Annotated in this window: 17 protein-coding genes; 9 read left to right on the top strand and 8 right to left on the bottom strand. The window is 47.2% G+C overall.

The window, feature by feature from the left end; all coding sequences use genetic code 11:
• Positions 1 to 54: 54 nt before the first annotated feature.
• The 3 genes from DF182_RS08480 to rsmI all read left to right on the top strand — a co-directional run bounded on the left by DF182_RS08480 (position 55) and on the right by rsmI (position 1,991).
• Positions 55 to 822, top strand: a complete 768-nt coding sequence (locus DF182_RS08480; protein ID WP_113615207.1) for a CDP-alcohol phosphatidyltransferase family protein — start codon at positions 55 to 57, stop codon at positions 820 to 822.
• 168 nt (positions 823 to 990) lie between these two features.
• Entirely contained in the window at positions 991 to 1,236 is a 246-nt protein-coding gene (gene purS / locus DF182_RS08475; RefSeq protein WP_113615206.1) for a phosphoribosylformylglycinamidine synthase subunit PurS, read from the top strand.
• 86 nt (positions 1,237 to 1,322) lie between these two features.
• A complete protein-coding gene (rsmI, locus tag DF182_RS08470; RefSeq protein ID WP_113615205.1) occupies positions 1,323 to 1,991 on the top strand; it encodes a 16S rRNA (cytidine(1402)-2'-O)-methyltransferase in 669 nt (222 codons plus the stop codon).
• Here the strand turns inward: rsmI and DF182_RS08465 are convergent, their stop codons facing one another.
• A complete protein-coding gene (locus tag DF182_RS08465; RefSeq protein WP_113615204.1) occupies positions 1,992 to 2,684 on the bottom strand; it encodes a nitroreductase family protein in 693 nt (230 codons plus the stop codon). It lies immediately after the preceding gene.
• A gap of 79 nt (positions 2,685 to 2,763) precedes the next feature.
• On the opposite strand from DF182_RS08465, the gene DF182_RS08460 reads away from it, so the two are divergent.
• The gene (locus DF182_RS08460) at positions 2,764 to 4,647 is read left to right on the top strand and encodes a M1 family metallopeptidase (RefSeq protein WP_161964094.1); all 1,884 of its coding nucleotides are present in this window, start codon (positions 2,764 to 2,766) and stop codon (positions 4,645 to 4,647) included.
• Between the two features lie 68 nt (positions 4,648 to 4,715).
• Here DF182_RS08460 and DF182_RS08455 read toward each other — a convergent pair whose 3' ends face one another.
• The 7 genes from DF182_RS08455 to DF182_RS08425 form a co-directional block, all read right to left on the bottom strand.
• Positions 4,716 to 5,720 (bottom strand): patatin-like phospholipase family protein, encoded by a 1,005-nt coding sequence (locus tag DF182_RS08455; protein ID WP_161964093.1) that lies wholly within the window; start codon positions 5,718 to 5,720, stop codon positions 4,716 to 4,718.
• 160 nt (positions 5,721 to 5,880) lie between these two features.
• Positions 5,881 to 6,447, bottom strand: a complete 567-nt coding sequence (locus tag DF182_RS08450) for a DinB family protein (RefSeq protein ID WP_113615202.1) — start codon at positions 6,445 to 6,447, stop codon at positions 5,881 to 5,883.
• A 195-nt stretch (positions 6,448 to 6,642) separates the two neighbouring features.
• A complete protein-coding gene (locus DF182_RS08445) occupies positions 6,643 to 6,852 on the bottom strand; it encodes a hypothetical protein (protein ID WP_113615201.1) in 210 nt (69 codons plus the stop codon).
• Between the two features lie 16 nt (positions 6,853 to 6,868).
• On the bottom strand, positions 6,869 to 7,264 hold the full coding sequence (locus DF182_RS08440) for a hypothetical protein (protein ID WP_211327081.1): 396 nt from the start codon (positions 7,262 to 7,264) through the stop codon (positions 6,869 to 6,871).
• Positions 7,265 to 7,278: 14 nt separating this feature from the next.
• On the bottom strand, positions 7,279 to 7,836 hold the full coding sequence (locus DF182_RS08435) for an RNA polymerase sigma factor (protein WP_113616818.1): 558 nt from the start codon (positions 7,834 to 7,836) through the stop codon (positions 7,279 to 7,281).
• A gap of 123 nt (positions 7,837 to 7,959) precedes the next feature.
• Complete coding sequence (gene rsmG / locus DF182_RS08430; protein ID WP_113615200.1) at positions 7,960 to 8,589, bottom strand: 16S rRNA (guanine(527)-N(7))-methyltransferase RsmG; 630 nt, start codon at positions 8,587 to 8,589, stop codon at positions 7,960 to 7,962.
• A 170-nt stretch (positions 8,590 to 8,759) separates the two neighbouring features.
• A complete protein-coding gene (locus DF182_RS08425; protein ID WP_113615199.1) occupies positions 8,760 to 9,896 on the bottom strand; it encodes a glycosyltransferase in 1,137 nt (378 codons plus the stop codon).
• Positions 9,897 to 10,070: 174 nt separating this feature from the next.
• Here DF182_RS08425 and tgt point away from each other — a divergent pair, with 174 nt between their 5' ends.
• The 5 genes from tgt (at position 10,071) to DF182_RS08400 (ending at position 20,215) form a co-directional block, all read left to right on the top strand.
• Positions 10,071 to 11,201, top strand: coding sequence for a tRNA guanosine(34) transglycosylase Tgt (gene tgt / locus DF182_RS08420; protein WP_113616817.1), 1,131 nt, complete (start codon positions 10,071 to 10,073; stop codon positions 11,199 to 11,201).
• Positions 11,202 to 11,239: 38 nt separating this feature from the next.
• Positions 11,240 to 12,319: an LptF/LptG family permease gene (locus DF182_RS08415; RefSeq protein WP_113615198.1), complete on the top strand. Its 1,080-nt coding sequence runs from the start codon at positions 11,240 to 11,242 to the stop codon at positions 12,317 to 12,319.
• A 471-nt stretch (positions 12,320 to 12,790) separates the two neighbouring features.
• The gene (locus DF182_RS08410) at positions 12,791 to 14,116 is read left to right on the top strand and encodes a citrate (Si)-synthase, eukaryotic (RefSeq protein ID WP_113615197.1); all 1,326 of its coding nucleotides are present in this window, start codon (positions 12,791 to 12,793) and stop codon (positions 14,114 to 14,116) included.
• 88 nt (positions 14,117 to 14,204) lie between these two features.
• Entirely contained in the window at positions 14,205 to 16,373 is a 2,169-nt protein-coding gene (recG, locus tag DF182_RS08405) for an ATP-dependent DNA helicase RecG (RefSeq protein WP_262511078.1), read from the top strand.
• Positions 16,374 to 16,537: 164 nt separating this feature from the next.
• The gene (locus tag DF182_RS08400) at positions 16,538 to 20,215 is read left to right on the top strand and encodes a DUF7948 domain-containing protein (RefSeq protein WP_161964092.1); all 3,678 of its coding nucleotides are present in this window, start codon (positions 16,538 to 16,540) and stop codon (positions 20,213 to 20,215) included.
• The last annotated feature ends 1 nt before the right edge of the window (position 20,216 follow it).

Below are 20,216 nucleotides of genomic sequence, written 5' to 3'. Positions count from 1 at the left end.
AGACACTTGCCTGATGATTCATCATTTCGTAGTTTTATATCTCAAGCCATCTGAATGCGACAACTTCCTAACATTATTACCCTATGTAACCTTTTTTGCGGTGCACTGGCCATCATTTGTGTGTTGCATGCACCGGAATATCATGTCGATCTTAACGGTAACGACTATACGGTGACCAATCCCGAGCCTATTTACTGGGCTTCTGCACTGGTAGTACTGGCAGCCATATTCGACTTCTTCGACGGGCTGGTAGCCCGCCTGTTGCGCGTACAGTCACCGATGGGCAAGGAGCTCGACTCTCTGGCTGATGCAGTTACTTTCGGGGTGGTACCCGGTATGATGCTGTACCGACTGTTGCGCAGCGCCTATTATCAGTTGCCGGACGCTTTCGAAGTGTCTATGGTCAACCTGGCCCCGGCCTTGCTGGTACCCTGTTTCGCTGCATACCGCCTGGCCAAGTTTAACCTGGATACCCGGCAGACCGAAAATTTCATTGGGGTGCCCACTCCGGCAGTAGGCTTGCTGGTGGCTTCTTTCCCGATGATCGTGCTGTACAATCCCTACAACCTGGCTCACTGGCTGCAGAACATATGGGTATTGTACGCCATTATTGCAGTGCTCTGTTACCTGATGGTGGCTGAGATTCCCATGCTGAGCCTTAAAGTCAAAGAGAAATCACTCAAGGCAAACTGGACACGTCTGCTACTGGTAGTATTAGTACTGGTAAGTGTGCCATTCCTGAATTTTGCCACTGTTCCGTTTATATTTATCTGTTACGTGATACTTTCACTGGCAATACCCCCAAAAGTAACGCCCGCCTGATTTTTCAAACACTAACAAGAATCAGCAAAGGAGCAGAAATGAAAGTTTCTGCTCCTTTGCTGTATGATAACCTTACCGTTTCCTTGCTGTGGATCTTTGCGCCTTTGCAAGACATTCGCTTTGAGAGAGTAATAATTTTCCGTAGGTTTGCGGCAAATTTTTAGCACAATGACTTTTACTGCAGATATCAATGTGATGCCACTGAAGGAATTACTGGACCCGCAAGGTAAAGCGGTGATGAGTGGTCTCAAAAACCTTGGCATGGGCCAGGTACAAGATGTACGGATTGGAAAACACATTACCCTGCAAATTGAAGCCGCCAGCAAGGAAGAAGCACATCAGATCGCTGAAAGTGCCTGCCAGAAACTGTTGGCAAACCAGGTAATGGAATACTTTGAAGTACACATACAATAAAAAAATTACGAATTATCAATTACGGATTACGAATTACACCGATCGGTATTCATTCGTAATTCGTAATTGATAATCGATCGTTCTATATGAAATTATTCCTCATTCCATCTCCTATCGGCAACCTGGCCGATATTACTTACCGGGCTGTCAAAGTACTGGAGGAGGCGGAATTAGTGCTGGCAGAAGATACCCGTACCTCCAGCGTACTCCTCAAACATTACCAGATTAACAAACCGGTAACTCCCTACCATCAGCATAACGAACACAAGATTGTTCAACATCTGCTGCAACAGCTGCAGTCTGGCAAAACCATGGCCATGCTCACTGACGCAGGGACACCCGGCATCTCCGATCCCGGTTTCCTGCTGGTCCGTGAATGTATCCGTGCCGGTGTGCCGGTAGAATGCCTGCCAGGCGCTACAGCCTTTGTGCCTGCTCTTGTCAACAGTGGCATCCCTATGAACCGCTTCACCTTCGAAGGTTTCCTGCCGCTGAAGAAAGGCCGCCATACACTGTTTACACAGCTGAGCACCGAAGAACGTACTATCGTTTTTTATGAATCTCCCATGCGGCTGGTAAAAACACTGGCCGACCTGATCCAGTATTTCGGACCAGACCGCCCCTGCTGCGTAAGCCGCGAACTGACTAAAATGTTCGAGGAAAACAAACGCGGCACCCTGCAGGAAGTACACGACTATTTCCAGGGGAAAGGAGTGAAAGGTGAGATCGTAGTAGTAGTGCAGGGCGCCAGTTAATCATTTCCCTTCATAAAATACAGCAACATCTTCCAGTGGTTTCCGGTGAATGTCCGGTACCCAGCATGTTTCAGCGGGATAGCCTACCGGCACCAGCAGAAAAGGCTTTTCATTTTCCGGCCTTTGCAGAATGTCGGCCAGGAAATTCATTGGGCTGGGCGTATGCGTAAGCGCCACCAGGCCCGCATGATGAATGGCCGCCAGCATAAAACCGGCAGCAATACCGATGCTTTCCTGTACATAGTAGTTGTTGTGCTTTTTGCCACCCTCATCTGTTTCATAAATCCGTTTAAACATCACGATCAGCCAGGGAGCTACTTCCAGAAAGGGTTTCTGCCAGTCGGTCTGCAATGGTTTCAGATCATTGAGCCATTCCTGCGGCATGCGCCCGTTATAACTCCGGTATTCTTCTTTTTCGGCCTCTTCACGGATGATCTTTTTGAGAGCCGGGTCAGAGATGGCACAAAAAGTCCAGGGCTGTTTGTGTGCGCCTGAAGGCGCTGTGCTGGCGGTACGGATGATATTTGCTATCACCTCCCTGGGGACTGGTGTGTCGGCAAAATCCCGTACTGTCCTGCGTTTGTCCATCCATTGCTGAAAAGAAGCGGCTTGGGCTTTCATCTGAGGTGGGTCAAAACTGTCGTGGGTGTAACTGATGAAGGGATAACCATCAATGAGTTTTTGGGCTGACATATGGTGTATAATTTTGCTGAATTTACAAAATACCAATGATGAATTGTTTATTTTAGCCACGGAATCAAAATAAAACTGAATGAAAGTGGTACTAGGAAGCTGTCTGGCCCTCACTATGCTGGCTGGCAGTTGGTTACAACTAAATGCACAGTCAGATCGCTGGCAGCAAAGGGTGAAATACACCATGGACGTAGCAATGGATGCTCCCGCCAATAAATTTACCGGTAAGCAGCATCTGGAGTATTTCAATAACTCTCCCGACACACTGAAAAAAGTATTCTATCACCTGTACTGGAACGCATTTCAACCGGGTAGCATGATGGACGTGCGCAGCCGTGAGCTGGGCAAAATTGTCATTGGAAAAGACAAAAGCGGTAATAACCGTCTGGACTGGGACAACCGGGTACGTGACCGTATTTCCAAACTGAAACCCGATGAAATCGGCTACCAGAAAATCATCTCCCTCAAAAGAGATGGGAAACCACAATCATTCAAAGTAGTGGAAACCATCCTGGAAGTGCCGTTGGACAAGCCTATCCTGCCAAATTCAAAAGCTGTGTTTGACATGGAATTTGAAGCCCAGGTACCTGTACAAATCCGCAGAAGTGGCCGCCACAACGCAGAAGGAGTAGACTTCTCCATGGCACAGTGGTATCCCAAAATGTGCGAATATGACTACGAAGGATGGCATCCAACCCCTTACATCGCCCGTGAATTCTACGGCGTATGGGGCGACTACGATGTGAAAATCACCATCGATAAAAAATATATCCTGGGTGGTACCGGTTATCTCCAGAACCCTAACCAGATCGGTTATGGCTACGAAACACCCGGTGCAAAGGTTACCCGCCCTGCAGGCAACACACTTACCTGGCATTTTATTGCTCCTAATGTACATGACTTCATGTGGGCCGCAGATCCGAATTACAAGCACATTACCCAGAAAGTAGATGGCTTTACTGCCCACTTCCTTTACCTGGAAAATGAAAATACCCGCGAAACATGGCCCCGGCTGGCTAAAATGATACCCGCCGCTTACGACTATATCAAAGCACATTACGGCGCTTATCCTTATCAGCAGTATTCCTTCATCCAGGGTGGTGATGGTGGTATGGAATATCCAATGTCCACACTGATACTGGGTAATGGTAAGATGGATGGCCTCTATGGCGTGGCGATCCACGAATGGATGCACAGCTGGTACCAGGGTATGCTGGCTACTAACGAAAGCCTCTACCCTTGGATGGACGAAGGTTTCACCACTTTCGGCCAGGATAATACCATCTACAATACAGTAGATTCCCTGAAAGGAAAAAATCCGCATGAAGATTCTTATGCCGGCTACTTTGCACTTGCAAGAAGTCCGTTTGAGGAACCAGCTACTACCCATTCTGACCACTACAACACCAACTATGGCTACAGCCTCACTGCTTATTCCAAAGGAGCCGTGTTCCTGGAACAGTTAGGTTACGTGATCGGTGCTGCCAACCGCGATGCCGGTCTGCTGCGTTATTACAACGAATGGCGTTTCAAACATCCGAATGCAAACGACTTTATCCGTGTAATGGAAAAAGAAAGCGGTATTGAACTGGACTGGTACAAACAGTACTTTATCAATTCTACCAAACATATCGATTATGGTATCGACAGCATATACAGCAATGGCAACAAAACAATGGTACGCCTGCGCCGCATCGGCCAGTTCCCTATGCCGATTGACTTTATGGTCACCGACAAAAAAGGCAACCAGGTAATGCACTATATTCCGCTGTCTATTATGTTTGGAGAAAAGCCAAACGAACAACCGGCTATAAAACGTATAGTCGAGCCCGCATGGTACTGGACCAACCCTACTTACGAAGTAGAAATAGACCTGCCACTGTCTGAGATCAAAGAACTGGAAATAGATCCCAGCCAGCGTTTGGCAGATGTGGACAGACGCAATAACAAAGCAGTATCCTGATACCTTCAGGATGATCTGAAAAAATAAATAAAAGCCCCGGGCCGGTATATCGGCCCGGGGCTTTTATTTTATCTCTGTTCCATTGCCTGAGCAGCTTTCCATTCTCCGGCCTGTATCATCAGTTTAACAGCGCGGTTAATGAATTCCATGCCGCCCATACCAGCGTCAAGCGGAGTATCCGGGCGCAGCACCCTGATATTGATGACTTTTTTGCCTTCAAATGGGCGTGCCTCGGGAATATTGAAACAGGCAGCTATGGTATCAGGGGATACACCTGCTGCTGCCAGTTTAAGTTTGATCGCTTCCAGGTATTGGATTGACTGGTTATATACCAGCGGCAAGGCCATATCATTTACTGCCAGGTTGATGGTGCTCCAGTCCATAGTGCGTTCGAGCACATCCACCAGGTTTTTGAACTGAATCGGATATTGCTCTGGTGCGGCAGGCGTATGTAATATCACGTAGATGTCAGTAGCGCCCCGGTCGATGGCGAGTTTTACCGGTGCGTAGAGGGGGCCTCCGCCATCAATGAACTGTTGCATGGGTTGATTGGACATTGTAATTTCTACCGGCGGCATAAACGCGGGTTGCGTGAAAGAGGCCACTACGGCGTCACGCAGCTCATTCAGGTCACTAGCTTTTCTGATATCATAGGTGCTTTCGCCGGAAGCCTGATTGGAGAAATAAACGGAACGACCTGTTTGCAGGCTCCGGGTGGCAATAAACAATTCCCTTTCGGCTGTCATCAGGCGCTGAAAGCGTTCTTCGGTGATAACAGCATTCACTTTATGCAGCAGTGGAACGATGTTGTAAAGCGAAAGATTGTTGTTGGCCAGCCGTTGGATGGCGTGGGAGGTGGAGAGGAAGTCTTGTGTAACATTGGCGGTAAAGATTTTTTCAGTGAGTTCATTTTCTTCGATGGCGGTGAGGAAGGCGATAAGGGAGCCACTGCTGGTGCCGCAGAGGATGTCGAAACGCATATCCGGATGATGCTGACGGAAGTACTGGATCGCTCCGATGGCAAAGGCACAACGTGCGCCGCCGCCGCCTAAAACTAGGGCTGTTTTTGTCATGTTGGGTTCTTTCATGTATACGTTCATTACAGCTAAAGCGGCATGTGGGCTATTGAACGGTGGCAGGTGGTTGATACAAATTACAAAATCCGGGTAAAAAAAAGATCAGGACGGTAAGCGTCCTGATCCAGGTGTAGAAAATATGTTCGTGATGAGGTTGTTAAAATATCAGTTGTTGTAATTGATTTTCCCATGTATGGCTGCGTAGCTCGTGGTCTTGCAGCTTTTCGAGGTGGTGCTGATTATGGTAGGCGGTGAAGTACAACATTTCCCTGATCGTAATTTTTCCAAGCAGGGGATGAGGTAACCGATACTTATCAAGATCGTTTTCTGACCAGTTGTCCAGATGTGCCAGCAGTTTTTCCTTCTGTTTGACAAATTCCTGGATCAGCACAGGTCGTTGGGCGCTGTAGATAACGCCGGGGAGATAGGCACCGGTGGATTTGGCGCCATGGGCCAGCACCTGGTCGTATTGTTCTGCGAGCATATCGTAGGAGCGCGAAGGGAGCTGACTTACACCAAAGTAACGCAGCAATATCCTGGGATAACCCATGGCGGTGGTTACCGGCCTTACAGATTTGATAAGATGATGAAGTTGTTGTCCGGCGGACCATTTACCGTATGGTGTGGCGGTAAAACGATGATCAGGCAATGCCTGCACAAAATCAACAAAGTGATCGAAGCTTCTATTTAACAGAGAACGAATCTCATGCTGGTTCAGGTACATAGGAAATGATTTAGAGGGTTCATAAATACACAAAACCGGACGCAGCAGTATGTTATACCCGGGCCATTTGCATTCTTTCTGAAGTTACGCCGGTTTTGTGACCTGTCCAATAAATTGATAGATATAAATAAGAACAATATTTACTTTCCAGGTACCTATCTCGCTAATTTGATCATTTCTCCCTAAAAAGTTCAATTATTCCAATGGTTCACATGAAAAACCCTGTCTTTGTACAAATTCAATGATAATATTTTCAGTCACCTGAAGGTCAGCTATCCTTAATACCTTATCGCAGTCGTCGAGGTCTACATGGCAGCTGCCTACTTCAAAACGGGAAGTAATGGCGTGGATCATCTGTTGTTTGGCGTGCTGACTGTTAATATTGGTTTTGAAGATGCCTATCATAGCCGGAGGATTTAGGTTAAATGTCTTTGTTTTGCGGTTTCTCATCTGCTACATCTTTCCAGGGGGCTGTTTCTTCATCGTGCCATTCAAATCTTCCGCTGCCACAGCGGCTGCGGAAAAATGCTTTCATTTTTTCCTTTTGTTCGGGTGTCATATCGGCCATCTTTTCCTTCATCCGTTCTTTCCATTCCCGGCGCTGGCGCCATCCGCCGCCCCAGCCGCGGTTATGACCATGCCAGCCAAAGAGGAGTTTACCCAGTACCAGCAATCCGAGTGCCTGCCAGTAACTGATCACCGGCCCATGGAAAAGTTCTGGTATCAGATTATTCCACAGTACTTGTGTCAACAGAATGACAGCGGCAAAGAAGGCAATGCCCAAAATGATTAAACCGATTTTTTTTGCGGGTCGCATATTGTAAGAATTTTTTAGTTATCGAATAATTCACGGTACAGTTCTGCCAGCCGTTCACGGAGGTACAAAACAGCATAACGTTTTCTCGACAGTAGTGTATTCACACTGACACCGGTTTCTTCGCTCATTTCCTTGAACGATTTACCTTCGAGTTCATGCTGGAGGAATACCTGTTTTTGTTCTGCCGGCAGCTCATCGATGGCCTGCATGATTGTTTCAGACATGATTTTCCGAACCATGGGTGTATCAGCCTGCAGGGATTCATCGGAGAGTAATTCCGGCAGGAAAAGGACTTCTTCTCCTTCTATTTCGCGAACATAGTTAGTGAATGGCGTTTCCTTTTTCTTACGGAACCAGTCTGTAATACGGTTGCGGGTCACAGCAAACAGCCAGCCGGTAATGGAGTCTATCTGGCTGCCCAGCCGGAGATATTCCGTGAACTGGTACAGCACATCCTGCAGTATATCCTCCGCATCCGACGCGTTGTTGACACGCTGCCGGATGAAGTTCAGCAAACGCTTACGTTCCTGCTTCACAGTAGCTTGTATGCGTTCGTTTTGCTCTTGGGCCATGATGCTGTTTGTGAGGAGCAACTGTTTCATCGTAATAAGGAAGACGAAACAGAAATGCCGATATTTTATTTTTGGGAAAAAATATCAAGGGGGTAACAAAATCAGCTCCGGAGGCGGTATTCATCAGCTTTTGGCCAGCACAATATATTTGTCTTTGAAACTTTCTTCAGGGAAGATGTCATAGATGTTGAGCAGCCTGGGTTTGACACCGCTATCAGCAATTTCCTGGTTTAGGTCTCCGCCTTTGAGGCATATCAGCCCTTTTTCAAACTGTTTGCCTGGTACAGCAGACTTCTTTAATACCGGTTTGCTCCAGCGCCAGAGGTCACCCAGCGGAGCTACTGCCCTTGATACTACAATATCGAATTTACGGTTTTTTATATCCTCCACCCGGCTATGGGCGGTGGTCACGTTTTTCAGCCCCAGCGCTTCGCTGACGCCTTGTACTACCTTTATTTTTTTGCCGATGGAATCCACCAGATGAAACTGTACTTCCGGGAAAAAGATCGCCAGCGGAATGCCCGGAAAACCACCACCGGTACCGAGGTCCAGTATCTGGGTGTCCGGCTGGAAATCTGCGACGGCCGCTATACTCAGTGAATGCAACACATGTCTCTCATACAGAGAGTCAATATCTTTCCGGGATATGACGTTGATCTTCTCGTTCCATTCTTCATACAATCCTTTCAGGGCTTCAAACTGCTTTAACTGAACAGGCGAAAAATCGCTGAAATACTTTAAAATAATTTCCATGTCGCAAAAATACTGTGATTTTATTATGATTTTTACTGATAACCCTGATAAGCGGATATAAAAAATGAAGCGCCTGCAACAGGCGCTTCATTTAAACTATCTTAAAAAATAAAAAAACAATCAATAATCTCCACTCATCAGGAGCATCATAAACATCAAATACATCACCGTTACCAGCGGTTTTTTGACTTAAACATCAATGCCGGTGTAAATATGATGTAATAAAATACCATGAAGATATCCATCAGCCAGCTGAACTTAAACAGATCACTTTCATCCAGTTTACGCATGGCTGCATAGGTGATGATGGACTGGGTCAGCACTTTTATCCCGAAGATGCCCAAGGCATACCATAAAATCGGCGGCGGGAAAAACAGGGCGAGGATAAAGGCAGGGTAGAAGAGGAAATGGGTCAGGGAAAACAGGCCCAGCACAAATTTATGTCCGAAACGATAGTGTTTGCCGGTGGACATATGCCGGGTTTTTTGTCTGAACCAGCTTTTCCAGTTCTGTTTAGGCTCAGAATAGGTAAAAGCCTGTTTATCTATCACTACGCCTACGTTTTTACGGTTGGCGGCGGCATTCACAAACAGATCATCATCGCCGCTGGCCAGGTGCTGGTGGCTGGTAAAGCCCTTGTGCCGGAAAAACAGCTCTCTTTTATAGGCCAGGTTGCGGCCCACGCCCATATAGGGCATGCCGCTCATGGCAAAAGACAGGTGTTGCATGGCGCCGAAAAATGTTTCGTAACGGATCACCTTGTTCAGGAAACCGGGTTTTTTGTGGTATGCTCCGTAACCCAGTACGATCTCTTTCTCATCCGCAAATCCCTGGCTCATCAGTGATAACCAATAGGTGCTGCCCGGTTTGCAGTCGGCGTCAGTGAGCAGTACGTTTTCATACTGGGCTCCTTTGAGACCTATTGACAGCGGGTATTTTTTTCCGGGGATGAATTTGGCAGCCTGCTTGATTTCGATGTGCCGGTAGTGTGGATAACCGGGCTCTATGGAGCGGAGATAATATTTGGTGTCGTCTTCGGAGTTATCATTTACCACAATCACCTCATATTCCGGCTTGTGGTGTACATGATAACGTTGCTGCAGGACCCCCGGCAGATTTTTCTGAAGATTCAGCTCTTCGTCTTTTGCGCAGATGATCACGGAAAAAGGCCCTTCGGGCGCGAGGTCCAGGTCAAACTTACGACGGTAGAAAGCTACCCGGGAGAAAACAAACAAATAATAGATCGTTTGTATCCCTGCAACGGCAGCAAAAAAGTATAAGGCAATTTCACCCAGATTGTCAAGCATAATGCTGGCAAAAATATAATATTTTTATTATCTGTAAAATAATAAATCGTTTCGAATCCGGATTATTTATTTGATAATTTGAAAGTTGTAAAGCAGACGATCTTCCGTTCGCTCCAAATATCAAACCGTCAAATCGCCAAATATTCCGATCTTTGCAGGCTTGAAATTAAGACCGTGAATTTTGAACTGATCACAACAGATAGCGGCAGCAATGCCAGGGCGGGTAAAATTACCACTGCCCACGGGGAAATAGAAACACCGATTTTTATGCCGGTAGGTACTGTGGGTAGCGTAAAAGCTATCACACAGGAGCAGGTACGGGATGATGTGCAGGCGCAGATCATCCTCGGCAATACCTATCACCTCTATCTGAGGCCAGGCCTGGAAGTGCTGTCACTGGCAGGCGGTCTGCATAAATTTAACGGCTGGGACCGCCCTATCCTTACCGACAGTGGCGGATATCAGGTGTTTTCCCTGGCGGCTAACCGTAAAATCAAGGAAGAGGGCGTGGTGTTCCAGTCGCATATAGACGGTTCCAAACACCTCTTTACCCCCGAAAATGTGATGGACATCCAGCGCACCATCGGAGCGGATATTATCATGGCATTCGATGAATGCCCGCCATATCCGTCTGAATACCGCTATGCGCGGAAGTCGATGGAACTCACCCACCGTTGGCTGGACCGCTGTATTCAGCGCCTGGGTGATACCCAGCCGGCTTATGGCCACGAACAAACACTGTTCCCTATTGTACAGGGCAGTACCTATAAAGATCTCCGCAAAGCCTCCGCAGAATATATCGCCTCCCGTGGCGCAGCCGGTAATGCTATCGGCGGCCTGAGCGTAGGAGAGCCTGAAAATGAAATGTACGATATGTGCGGCCTGGTATGCGATATCCTGCCCAAAGACAAGCCCCGCTACCTCATGGGCGTAGGTACCCCCTGGAATATCCTGGAAAACATCGCCCTGGGCGTAGACATGTTCGATTGCGTGATGCCTACCCGCAATGGTCGTAATGGTATGCTTTTCACCTGGAACGGCGTGATGAACATCCGGAATAAAAAATGGGCTACCGACTTCAGTCCGATCGATGAAAACAGCGACTGCTTCGCTACCAGCGGCTACTCCCGTGCCTACCTGCGCCACCTGTTTGTTGCCGGAGAAATTTTAGGCATGACATTAGCGAGTATCCACAACCTCGCCTTTTACCTGGAACTGGTGAAAGAAGCCCGCCGTCAGATACTGGCAGGCACCTTTGCTACCTGGAAAACAGGAATGGTACAGCAGTTGAAAACGCGCCTGTAAAAGTTCGGACTATAAAATAAACTAATATCTTTGGGCTCATGACTAAAATAGACTGGTACATTTTACGCAAGCTCATTGGAACGTTTATTTATTCCCTGATGATATTGCTGGTCATTTCCGTAGTGATCGATATTACAGAGAAGATAGATGATTTCATTAAGTATAATATATCCCTCCACGATGTGATCGTGGATTATTACTTTGGCTTTATCCCGCATATTGCCGCCTTGCTGTTTCCCCTGTTTATCTTCATTTCCGTTATCTTTTTTACCTCCAAAATGGCGTATCGCTCGGAGATCATCGCTATCCTGAGCGCCGGCGTGAGTTTCCGCCGTTTTTTACGCCCTTACTGGGTAGGTGCCTTCCTGTTTGGTGGTATCCTCTGGCTGGCCAACTACTGGGTAGTACCCAATGCCAACCGTATCCGCACCACTTTCGAAAATACAAGGATCCGTACTCCGGATAATCAGACGTCGCAATACGATCGTACCAGCCGTATCGACAGCTTTACTTACGTTACCTTCGGTACCTACGATCCTAACTATAAGAGTGGCAGCAATTTCATACTGGAAAGAGTAAACGGACAACAACTGACTACCAAACTGAGAGCAGACAGGATCACCTGGGATTCCACCAAAAGAGCCTGGAGGCTCGATTATGTGTCTGTACGGCATATGGATGGTCTCAAGGAAAAATGGGTCAGCCTGCAGGACTCTACCCTTAAAATTCCTTTGGTGCCTAAAGATCTGCTGGAGGTGAAAAACCTGCAGGAAGCCATGACAACACCGGATCTGCGCAAATATATTAATCGCGAAGCCATCCGTGGCTCCGAAGGGCTTAATACCTACTGGGTGGAATACTACCGGAGAACAGCCGCGGCAGCGGCCGTGGTCATCCTCACCATTATCGGCGGTATTATCGCAGCCAAAAAGGTGAGAGGTGGCAGCGGGCTGCATCTGGCCGTAGGTATCGTGATCAGTGCCAGCTACATTATCCTGATGCAGTTCACTACTGTGTTCAGTACCAAAGCGGATCTCAACCCGCTGGTGGCTGTGTGGATACCCAATTTCCTCTTTGGCGGACTGGCGTTGTATCTGTACCGCCGCGCACCTAAATGATGATTTTTCCCTTTTCAACATAAGCGGGGCTGACCAGTACTGGTCAGCCCCGTTTTTTATTTTTAAAGTGCCGAAACAATGTCTGCAATTTTCACCCGGCCATAGTGGGATTGGCTGATTTAGCCTTCCTTATAGTTTCCATGTATTCCTAATCGGTCATGTATACGGAAATTGTCCAAATCAATGAATGAAAATGAAATTTCAGCGTTGCTTCTTTCAATATTTTCAATTCATTCTGAAAAAATTTACATTTCTTTAACGCTTAATGGGTGATAATATTTTACTACTTGTAAATAATTGATAATTAATAATGTTATAGTGTTTTTGCTGCGGTAGTTTTTACAGTCATGCATTGGTTGTCTGGTTGTTAAATTGACATTAAATACCATTGAATGGTGGTAACTTCGTTAACAAATCATTACTTTTGACAATTGATCGATTTTGTTTTCATTTATAAACAATAGCAGTAAAATGGGGTACATAAAAGAAAAATTCAAGGTTAAAGCAGATGATCTTAACGTTGAAGTAAAGGACCTGGTAAAAAATCATGGATCAAAAAAAATTGAGGACGTAACTATTGCGCAGGTTTACCAGGGTATGCGCGGTATTACTGGCATCGTAACGGAAACCTCCCTGCTGGACGCCAACGAAGGTATCCGCTTTCGTGGGTACTCGATTCCAGAACTGAGGGAACATTTACCAAAAGCGCCAGGTGGTGCAGAACCATTACCGGAGGGGTTGTTTTATCTGATGCTGATTGGTGAACTGCCTACTGAAGCAGATGTGCAGTATTTATCCAGCATGTGGGGCCGTCGTTCTCATGTACCCAACCACGTATTTGACGCTATTGAAGCCCTGCCGATCACTACTCACCCAATGACTATGTTTACCGTAGGTATCATGGCGCTGCAAACAGAATCTCTTTTTGCAAAAGCATATGCCGAAGGAATCAATAAAAAAGACTACTGGAGCTATATGTACGAAGACACGATGAACCTCATCGCCCGTCTCCCTCGTATCGCTGCCTACATCTATCGCCGCAAATACAAAGGCGGTCAGCATATCCAGCCTAATGGCATGCTCGACTGGGCAGGTAACTTCGCTCATATGTTGGGTTATTCTGACGAAGGATTTAAAGAACTGATGCGCCTGTACATGGTGATCCACGCCGACCACGAAGGTGGTAACGTGAGCGCACACACGACACACCTCGTAGGTTCTGCCCTCAGCGATGCTTATCTGTCATTTTCCGCTGGTATGAACGGTCTCGCAGGTCCGCTGCATGGCCTGGCCAACCAGGAAGTGATCAAATGGATACTCTCTATGCGTGAAGAACTGGGTGGTGGCATGCCTACCAAAGAACAAATCGAAGCATACGTTCGTAAAACCCTGGCGGAAGGTAAAGTAGTACCAGGTTATGGTCACGCTGTACTGCGTAAAACTGATCCCCGCTTTACTGCGCAGATGGAGTTTGCTAAAAAACACCTGCCTAATGATGAACTGGTGAAAATCGTATGGACAGTATACGAAACCGTACCACCAATCCTGCAGGAACTGGGCAAGGTGAAAAACCCATGGCCAAACGTAGACGCTCACTCCGGCGCATTGCTGGTACATTACGGAATGGTGGAATATGAATTCTACACCGTACTGTTCGGCGTTTCCCGTGCACTGGGCGTACTGGCATCTCTCTGCTGGGACAGAGGATTGGGCCTCTCTCTGGAAAGACCTAAATCTGTTACCACTGAATGGATGAAACAGTTCGTAGAAGGTAAAGTAACTGCTGACGCAGAATAATTCCGTTACGGAACAATATACTTAGCGAAGATAAAAGCTGTCATAGCTTTCATCTTCGCTAATCTTTTTAAAAAACATCCTGCTATCATTGAAATCAGTCTACGCTGATTGGTTATCTTCGTGGCTCATTAAAAAACAGTTAACTATTTCTACTTTCACTGCCATATTATCCAACCCGATTGAATACCTCAAAGGTGTAGGCCCGCAGAAGGGAGAACTGTTGCGGAAGGAAATCGGTGTGCATACCTTTGGCGATCTGCTACAGTATTTTCCTTTCCGCTATGTAGACCGTACGAAAATAGACAAGATATCTTCCCTTAGTGGATATGAAGATTTTGTGCAGATACGTGGGCGCATTCTCCGGATGGAAGTAGTGGGTGAAAACAGAGGAAAAAGACTGGTAGCTACTTTTAAAGATGAAACCGGTGTGATAGAGCTGGTGTGGTTTCAGGGATGGCAGTGGATGCAGAAAGCGCTGCGCGAAAATGTAGCTTATCTGGTGTATGGCCGCATCTCTGTATTCAATGGCGTGCCACAACTGGCGCACCCGGAGATGGACTTGCTCACAGAAGAAATAGCCTCCGGCAAACAGTTCCTGGAACCCGTATATTCCACTACCGAAAAACTGAAAGCACGCGGACTAACGGCAAAGGCTATTGGAAAACTGACGAAGGCATTGCTCGAACAGATGTCACCTATGGAAGTAAGGGAGAATATTCCGGTGGAAGTGTTACAGCAATACCGGCTGATGCCCAGATCCATGGCGTATTTCAAGATACACCTTCCTGCTGGTGAAGAGGATGCACGCCAGGCACAACGACGCCTGAAATTTGAAGAATTGTTTATTGCCCAGATACGCATATGCCGTCTGAAAATCAAAAGGCATAAGCTCTCGCAGGGTTATGTGTTTGGAGCAGTAGGAGAATCGTTCAACGAATTTTACAATCATCATCTGCCTTTTGACCTCACCGGCGCACAAAAAAGAGTGCTGAAGGAAATCCGGATGGACACCGTGCATGGCCGTCAGATGAACCGCCTGTTACAGGGTGATGTGGGCAGTGGTAAAACCATGGTGGCCCTGTTGTCTATGCTGCTGGCAAAAGATAACGGTTTCCAGGCCTGTCTGATGGCTCCTACGGAAATCCTCGCACAACAGCACTATAAAGGCCTGGCGGAGCTGCTTCAGCCTATGGATGTTAAGATTGCACTGTTGACCGGTAGTGTCAAAGGCAAGGCCCGTAAACAGATACTGGCCGGCATCGCTGATGGCAGTATTCATTTCCTGGTAGGGACACATGCCCTGTTGGAAAAAGAAGTGGTATTCCAGAACCTGGGAATGGCCATCGCAGATGAACAGCACCGTTTTGGGGTAGCCCAACGGGCACGGCTATGGGAAAAAAACGATATACCCCCTCATATACTGGTCATGACGGCCACGCCTATACCAAGAACGCTGGCCATGACCATCTACGGAGATCTTGACGTTTCCGTTATCGATGAAATGCCTCCCGGCAGAAAACCAATTACTACGGTACATCGCACTGAATTCCAGCGTCCGCAGGTGATGGACTTCATCCGGGAAGAAATCAAAAAAGGCCGCCAGGCTTATATCGTATACCCGCTGATTGAAGACAGTGAGAAAATGGATTATGAAAACCTCATGAAAGGTTATGAGGAAGTGAAAGCGTTTTTCCCTGAACCACAGTACTATATCAGCATGGTACATGGCCGCCAGCCTGCAGAGATGCGGGAAACCAACATGCAGCGCTTTGTATCCGGCGATACCAACATCATGGTGGCCACCACCGTGATTGAAGTAGGCGTGAATGTGCCCAATGCTTCCGTGATGGTGATTGAAAGTACTGAACGCTTTGGTCTGTCGCAGCTTCACCAGCTGAGAGGCCGCGTAGGCCGCGGTGCTGAACAGTCTTTCTGTATCCTGATGACAGGTAATAAGCTGGGCCAGGTTTCTAAAGAACGTATCAACGTAATGGTGCAGACCAACAACGGTTTTATTATCTCAGAAAAAGATATGGAGCTTCGTGGCCCGGGCGATATCGAAGGTACCCGCCAGAGCGGCGTACTGGATTTCAAACTGGCTGATATTCTGCAGGATAAAGCTATCCTGGATGCTGCCCGTGTAAGCGCTGAAAAAATTCTATCAGAAGATACAGACCTCGTCCTGCCTGAGAATCAAGGCTTAAAGGAATATTTAGCCCTTCAGCGCGGGAAATCTCAATGGAGTAAAATTTCCTGACGCTTTTAACGTTTATTAATTTATACAGTCTTAGTTAATAGTATAGGCCCTGAAAACTATCGTGAGGACAGCGGTATTATAGTGAGTGCCCGTAACAATTTAATGGGCTTCTGCGTTTATAGATGTATATTGGTTTTTTTAGCATTAAAATAAATTTTATCCCGTTGAAATTTACCCTCCCGAGCGGCCTTGCTGGAATGATGATTCTTCTGTTGTTTACCGGATATAAGGCCCGGGGACAACAGCAAACCAATTTCACGCCATTGAACTTTATCGAGAATAAAGGCCAGTGGGACCCGCAGGTCCTTTACAAATCAGATGTTGGTACTGCCGATATATACCTGAGAAAAACAGGGTTTACTTTCATGCTGTACAGCAAGGAGGATATGCATGATCTTTACGAGTATATGCATGGACATGGTGCAGCAACCGACTCATCTGCATCAGCTGTGATCGTTGGTAAAAACAGTGCATCAGCTGGTAAGTCTGTGAACAATCCTGCTGTCAGCAGCGGCGAAAAACCACCACCAAGACCAGGCCGTCTTCCTGATGTAAGAGGACATGCCTATAAGGTAGATTTCATCGGCGCCAACCCCAGCCCTGAAATCATCCCCGAAAAACAACAGGAAGCTATCAGCAACTACTTTATCGGTAACGACCGCACCAAATGGGCTTCCAACGTAAAATCGTATCAGGGGCTGGTGTATAAATCCATCTATCCCGGTATCGACGCCCACGTATATTCCGATGCTTCCCAGCTGAAATATGATATCATTGTGGCAGCGGGCGCCAACCCCGATAAAATACAGCTGTCGTATGAAGGGGCCGCCGGAATGGAAATCAAAAAAGGACAACTACTGGTACATACTTCTGTAGGCGATGTGCTGGAACAGCTGCCATACGCCTACCAATATGTGAATAACCAGCGTGTGCCGGTAAAAGTATCTTATCGGTTGAATGGCAACAAGGTAGGATTTAAGATCTCCGGAGAATACAATCAGGCGTATCCGTTGGTGATAGACCCGGTGTATGTGTTTTCTACCGTTTCCGGTTCCCGTGCCGATAACTGGGGCTTTACGGCTACCTATGATGATGCCGGAAACTTCTACGGTGGCGGTATCGTATTCAATAATGGTTATCCCGTTACTACCGGCGCGTTTAAAACCGCCTTCAATGGTGGTGCTTTTGATATTGCGATCTCCAAGTTCAATCCCAATGGGACCAAGCTTATTTATGCCACTTACCTGGGCGGCGACGGACAGGAGCAGCCTCACAGTCTTTTCGTAGATCAGCAGGGCAACCTCGTGATCTCCGGCAGAACAACTTCGGGTAACTATCCTTATGATAAAATTGAAGGTACCAACAGAGGCGGATGGGATATTGTAGTCACCAAACTCAATGCAACAGGCACGGGTTTGATCGGCTCACTGATCATCGCCGGCAGTGGTGATGACGGTGTAAACATGCGTGAAAACCGTGCTGGCGGCGACTGGGTATTACTTCGTAACTATGGTGATGATGCCCGCAGTGAAGTAGTGATCGATGATGCAGGATATATCTATGTGGCCAGCTGTACCCGTTCTTCTGATTTCCCGGTAACAGCCGGTGTTTTTCAGGGGACCTTTGGAGGCTCTCAGGATGGTGTGGTGATGAAGATCAACCCTATGTGCCGTGGACTGGTATGGGCCAGTTATCTGGGTGGTTCTGCGGAAGATGCCGCTTATGTGATAGCATTAAACAAACTCAATACCCTGTATGTGGCTGGTGGTACTGCCAGTGGTAATTTCCCGGTCACTCCCGGCGTCATCTATCCCGCTTACAGAGGTGGAGTATGTGATGGCTTTATTGCCCATATTACCAATGATGGTACTAAAATCCTGCAAAGTACCTTCCTGGGTTCAGATGATCCTTCGGCGGATCAGGTATATGGTATCCAGCTGGATAAAAACGGCTACATATATGCAATGGGTACTACAGAAGGTACCTGGCCCATTAAACTGCTGAACCCCGGTGATTACAATGATAACTCACTCCAGTATATTGTGAAGTTACAGCCCGATCTGAGCGCTTTTGTATACTCCACTACCTTTGGTAAAAGGAGACAAATTGCAGGGACACCTTCGATTTCACCGACCGCTTTCCTGGTAGATCGCTGCGAAAACGTATATGTGTCCGGATGGGGTGGTGGTATCAACAACTCATTGCATTACCCCAACTCGGGTACTTTCGGGCTGCCGGAGAAAAACGCCATCCAGAGTACAACAGACGGTATGGACTTTTATTTCTTTGTGCTGCAGCGGGATGCGGCCAGTCAGTTGTTTGGCAGCTGGTTTGGCGGTAATGGTTTATATGAGCATGTGGATGGTGGTACCAGCCGCTTTGATCGTAACGGTGTGATCTATCAGGGTATCTGTGCCTGGTGTAATGTAAGCCAGAACGGCGCCAAGCCCCGTTATCCCACCACACCCGGTGCTTATTCCAGTACACCGCCTCCGGGCTGTAACTATGGTGCACTGAAAATAGCCTTTAACCTCGATGGTGTTAAAGCAGGTATTAAAACGCTGAACAGAAGAGTGAACTACTGTGCACCTAAAGAAATCACTTTTGTGGATACTACCCGTCTTTCGGCAGAAAGATGGGAATGGCATTTTGGAGATGGCTCACCGGTAGTGATTGGAACTGACACAGTGAAACATACATTCCAGAACGTAGGTAGCTATACCATTATGCTGGTAAAAGTAGACCGTGCCAGCTGTAATGGTGCCGATACTGCCTATATCGACATAAAACTGGGCGATAATGAAGCGAAATTTGATTTTGATGCCCAGCGTCAGCAACCCTGTCAGGACCTGGCTTATCTATTCACCAGTAATGCAACGCCTGCCGGCCACTTTGGCGACAGCTCCTTTATCTTCGATCTGGGAGATGGTTCCAAACCGGAGTATGTAGGCCCTTCCAAGTTCCCGTATGCCCATAAGTTTAGTGCCCCTGGCATCTACAATGTGAGCCTTACGCTGGTAGACACCAACTTCTGTAATGCACCGGAAACGATTACCAAGCCACTGCGTGTGGCCGTTAACGTTACTGCACAGTTTACTATGCCGGACACCGTTTGTTTGGGCACCGAGCTGAAGCTCGATAATGGCACATTGGGTGGAGATAGCTTCCTCTGGACGTTCGAGGACGATGGTTCTACATCCAGCGATCCTTACCCTACCCATAAGTTTAATACAGCTGGTTTGTGGAATGTAAAACTGCTGGCGCTGGATGAAAACACCTGCAATAAAAAAGACAGTATTACCAAAAAGGTGTTGGTAGCCCCGCCACCTACAGCAGACTTCGACTTTACGCCGGCGAAGGCTACAGAGAATACACCTGTCACTTTCACCAACCTGTCTCAGGGAGGTGCTACCCGTGCATTGTGGAACTTTGGTGATGGAGATACCACTTCTATCTGGAACCCGGTACATCAGTACCTGAGAACGGGGACATATAACGTGTGTCTGACTTCTTCCAATCCGGAAGGTTGTACGGAAACCACCTGTAAACAGGTGAGTGCGATTGTAGTGCCTTTATTTGATGTGCCATCGGCATTTTCTCCAAACAATGACGGTGTAAATGATGTATTCTATGTGAAGGCTTTTGGTGCAACGAAATTCAATCTGAAAATATTCAATCGCTGGGGTCAGTTGGTTTTTGAAAGTTCAGACCCCAGAATTGGCTGGGATGGCCGGTATAAGGGTGAACTGCAGCCCATTGACGCATATGCCTATGTGGTAAGCCTCGAGTTTACTGATGGCACAAAAGGCAGTAAGACAGGAAATGTAACCTTGTTAAGATGAT

It is taken from the genome of Chitinophaga flava (genome assembly GCF_003308995.1).
Lineage (GTDB): Bacteria > Bacteroidota > Bacteroidia > Chitinophagales > Chitinophagaceae > Chitinophaga > Chitinophaga flava.
The sequence above is the reverse complement of the archived record's forward strand: the minus strand, read 5'-3'. Positions and strand labels throughout refer to the sequence as shown.

Excerpts from the sequence above, each read along its gene's own strand:
- DF182_RS08480 (WP_113615207.1), top strand. The coding sequence starts at position 55 with ATGCGACAACTTCCTAACATTATTACCCTATGTAACCTTTTTTGCGGT.
- purS (WP_113615206.1), top strand. The coding sequence starts at position 991 with ATGACTTTTACTGCAGATATCAATGTGATGCCACTGAAGGAATTACTG.
- rsmI (WP_113615205.1), top strand. The coding sequence starts at position 1,323 with ATGAAATTATTCCTCATTCCATCTCCTATCGGCAACCTGGCCGATATT.
- DF182_RS08465 (WP_113615204.1), bottom strand. The coding sequence starts at position 2,684 with ATGTCAGCCCAAAAACTCATTGATGGTTATCCCTTCATCAGTTACACC.
- DF182_RS08460 (WP_161964094.1), top strand. The coding sequence starts at position 2,764 with ATGAAAGTGGTACTAGGAAGCTGTCTGGCCCTCACTATGCTGGCTGGC.
- DF182_RS08455 (WP_161964093.1), bottom strand. The coding sequence starts at position 5,720 with ATGACAAAAACAGCCCTAGTTTTAGGCGGCGGCGGCGCACGTTGTGCC.
- DF182_RS08450 (WP_113615202.1), bottom strand. The coding sequence starts at position 6,447 with ATGTACCTGAACCAGCATGAGATTCGTTCTCTGTTAAATAGAAGCTTC.
- DF182_RS08445 (WP_113615201.1), bottom strand. The coding sequence starts at position 6,852 with ATGATAGGCATCTTCAAAACCAATATTAACAGTCAGCACGCCAAACAA.
- DF182_RS08440 (WP_211327081.1), bottom strand. The coding sequence starts at position 7,264 with ATGCGACCCGCAAAAAAAATCGGTTTAATCATTTTGGGCATTGCCTTC.
- DF182_RS08435 (WP_113616818.1), bottom strand. The coding sequence starts at position 7,836 with ATGGCCCAAGAGCAAAACGAACGCATACAAGCTACTGTGAAGCAGGAA.
- rsmG (WP_113615200.1), bottom strand. The coding sequence starts at position 8,589 with ATGGAAATTATTTTAAAGTATTTCAGCGATTTTTCGCCTGTTCAGTTA.
- DF182_RS08425 (WP_113615199.1), bottom strand. The coding sequence starts at position 9,896 with ATGCTTGACAATCTGGGTGAAATTGCCTTATACTTTTTTGCTGCCGTT.
- DF182_RS08415 (WP_113615198.1), top strand. The coding sequence starts at position 11,240 with ATGACTAAAATAGACTGGTACATTTTACGCAAGCTCATTGGAACGTTT.
- DF182_RS08410 (WP_113615197.1), top strand. The coding sequence starts at position 12,791 with ATGGGGTACATAAAAGAAAAATTCAAGGTTAAAGCAGATGATCTTAAC.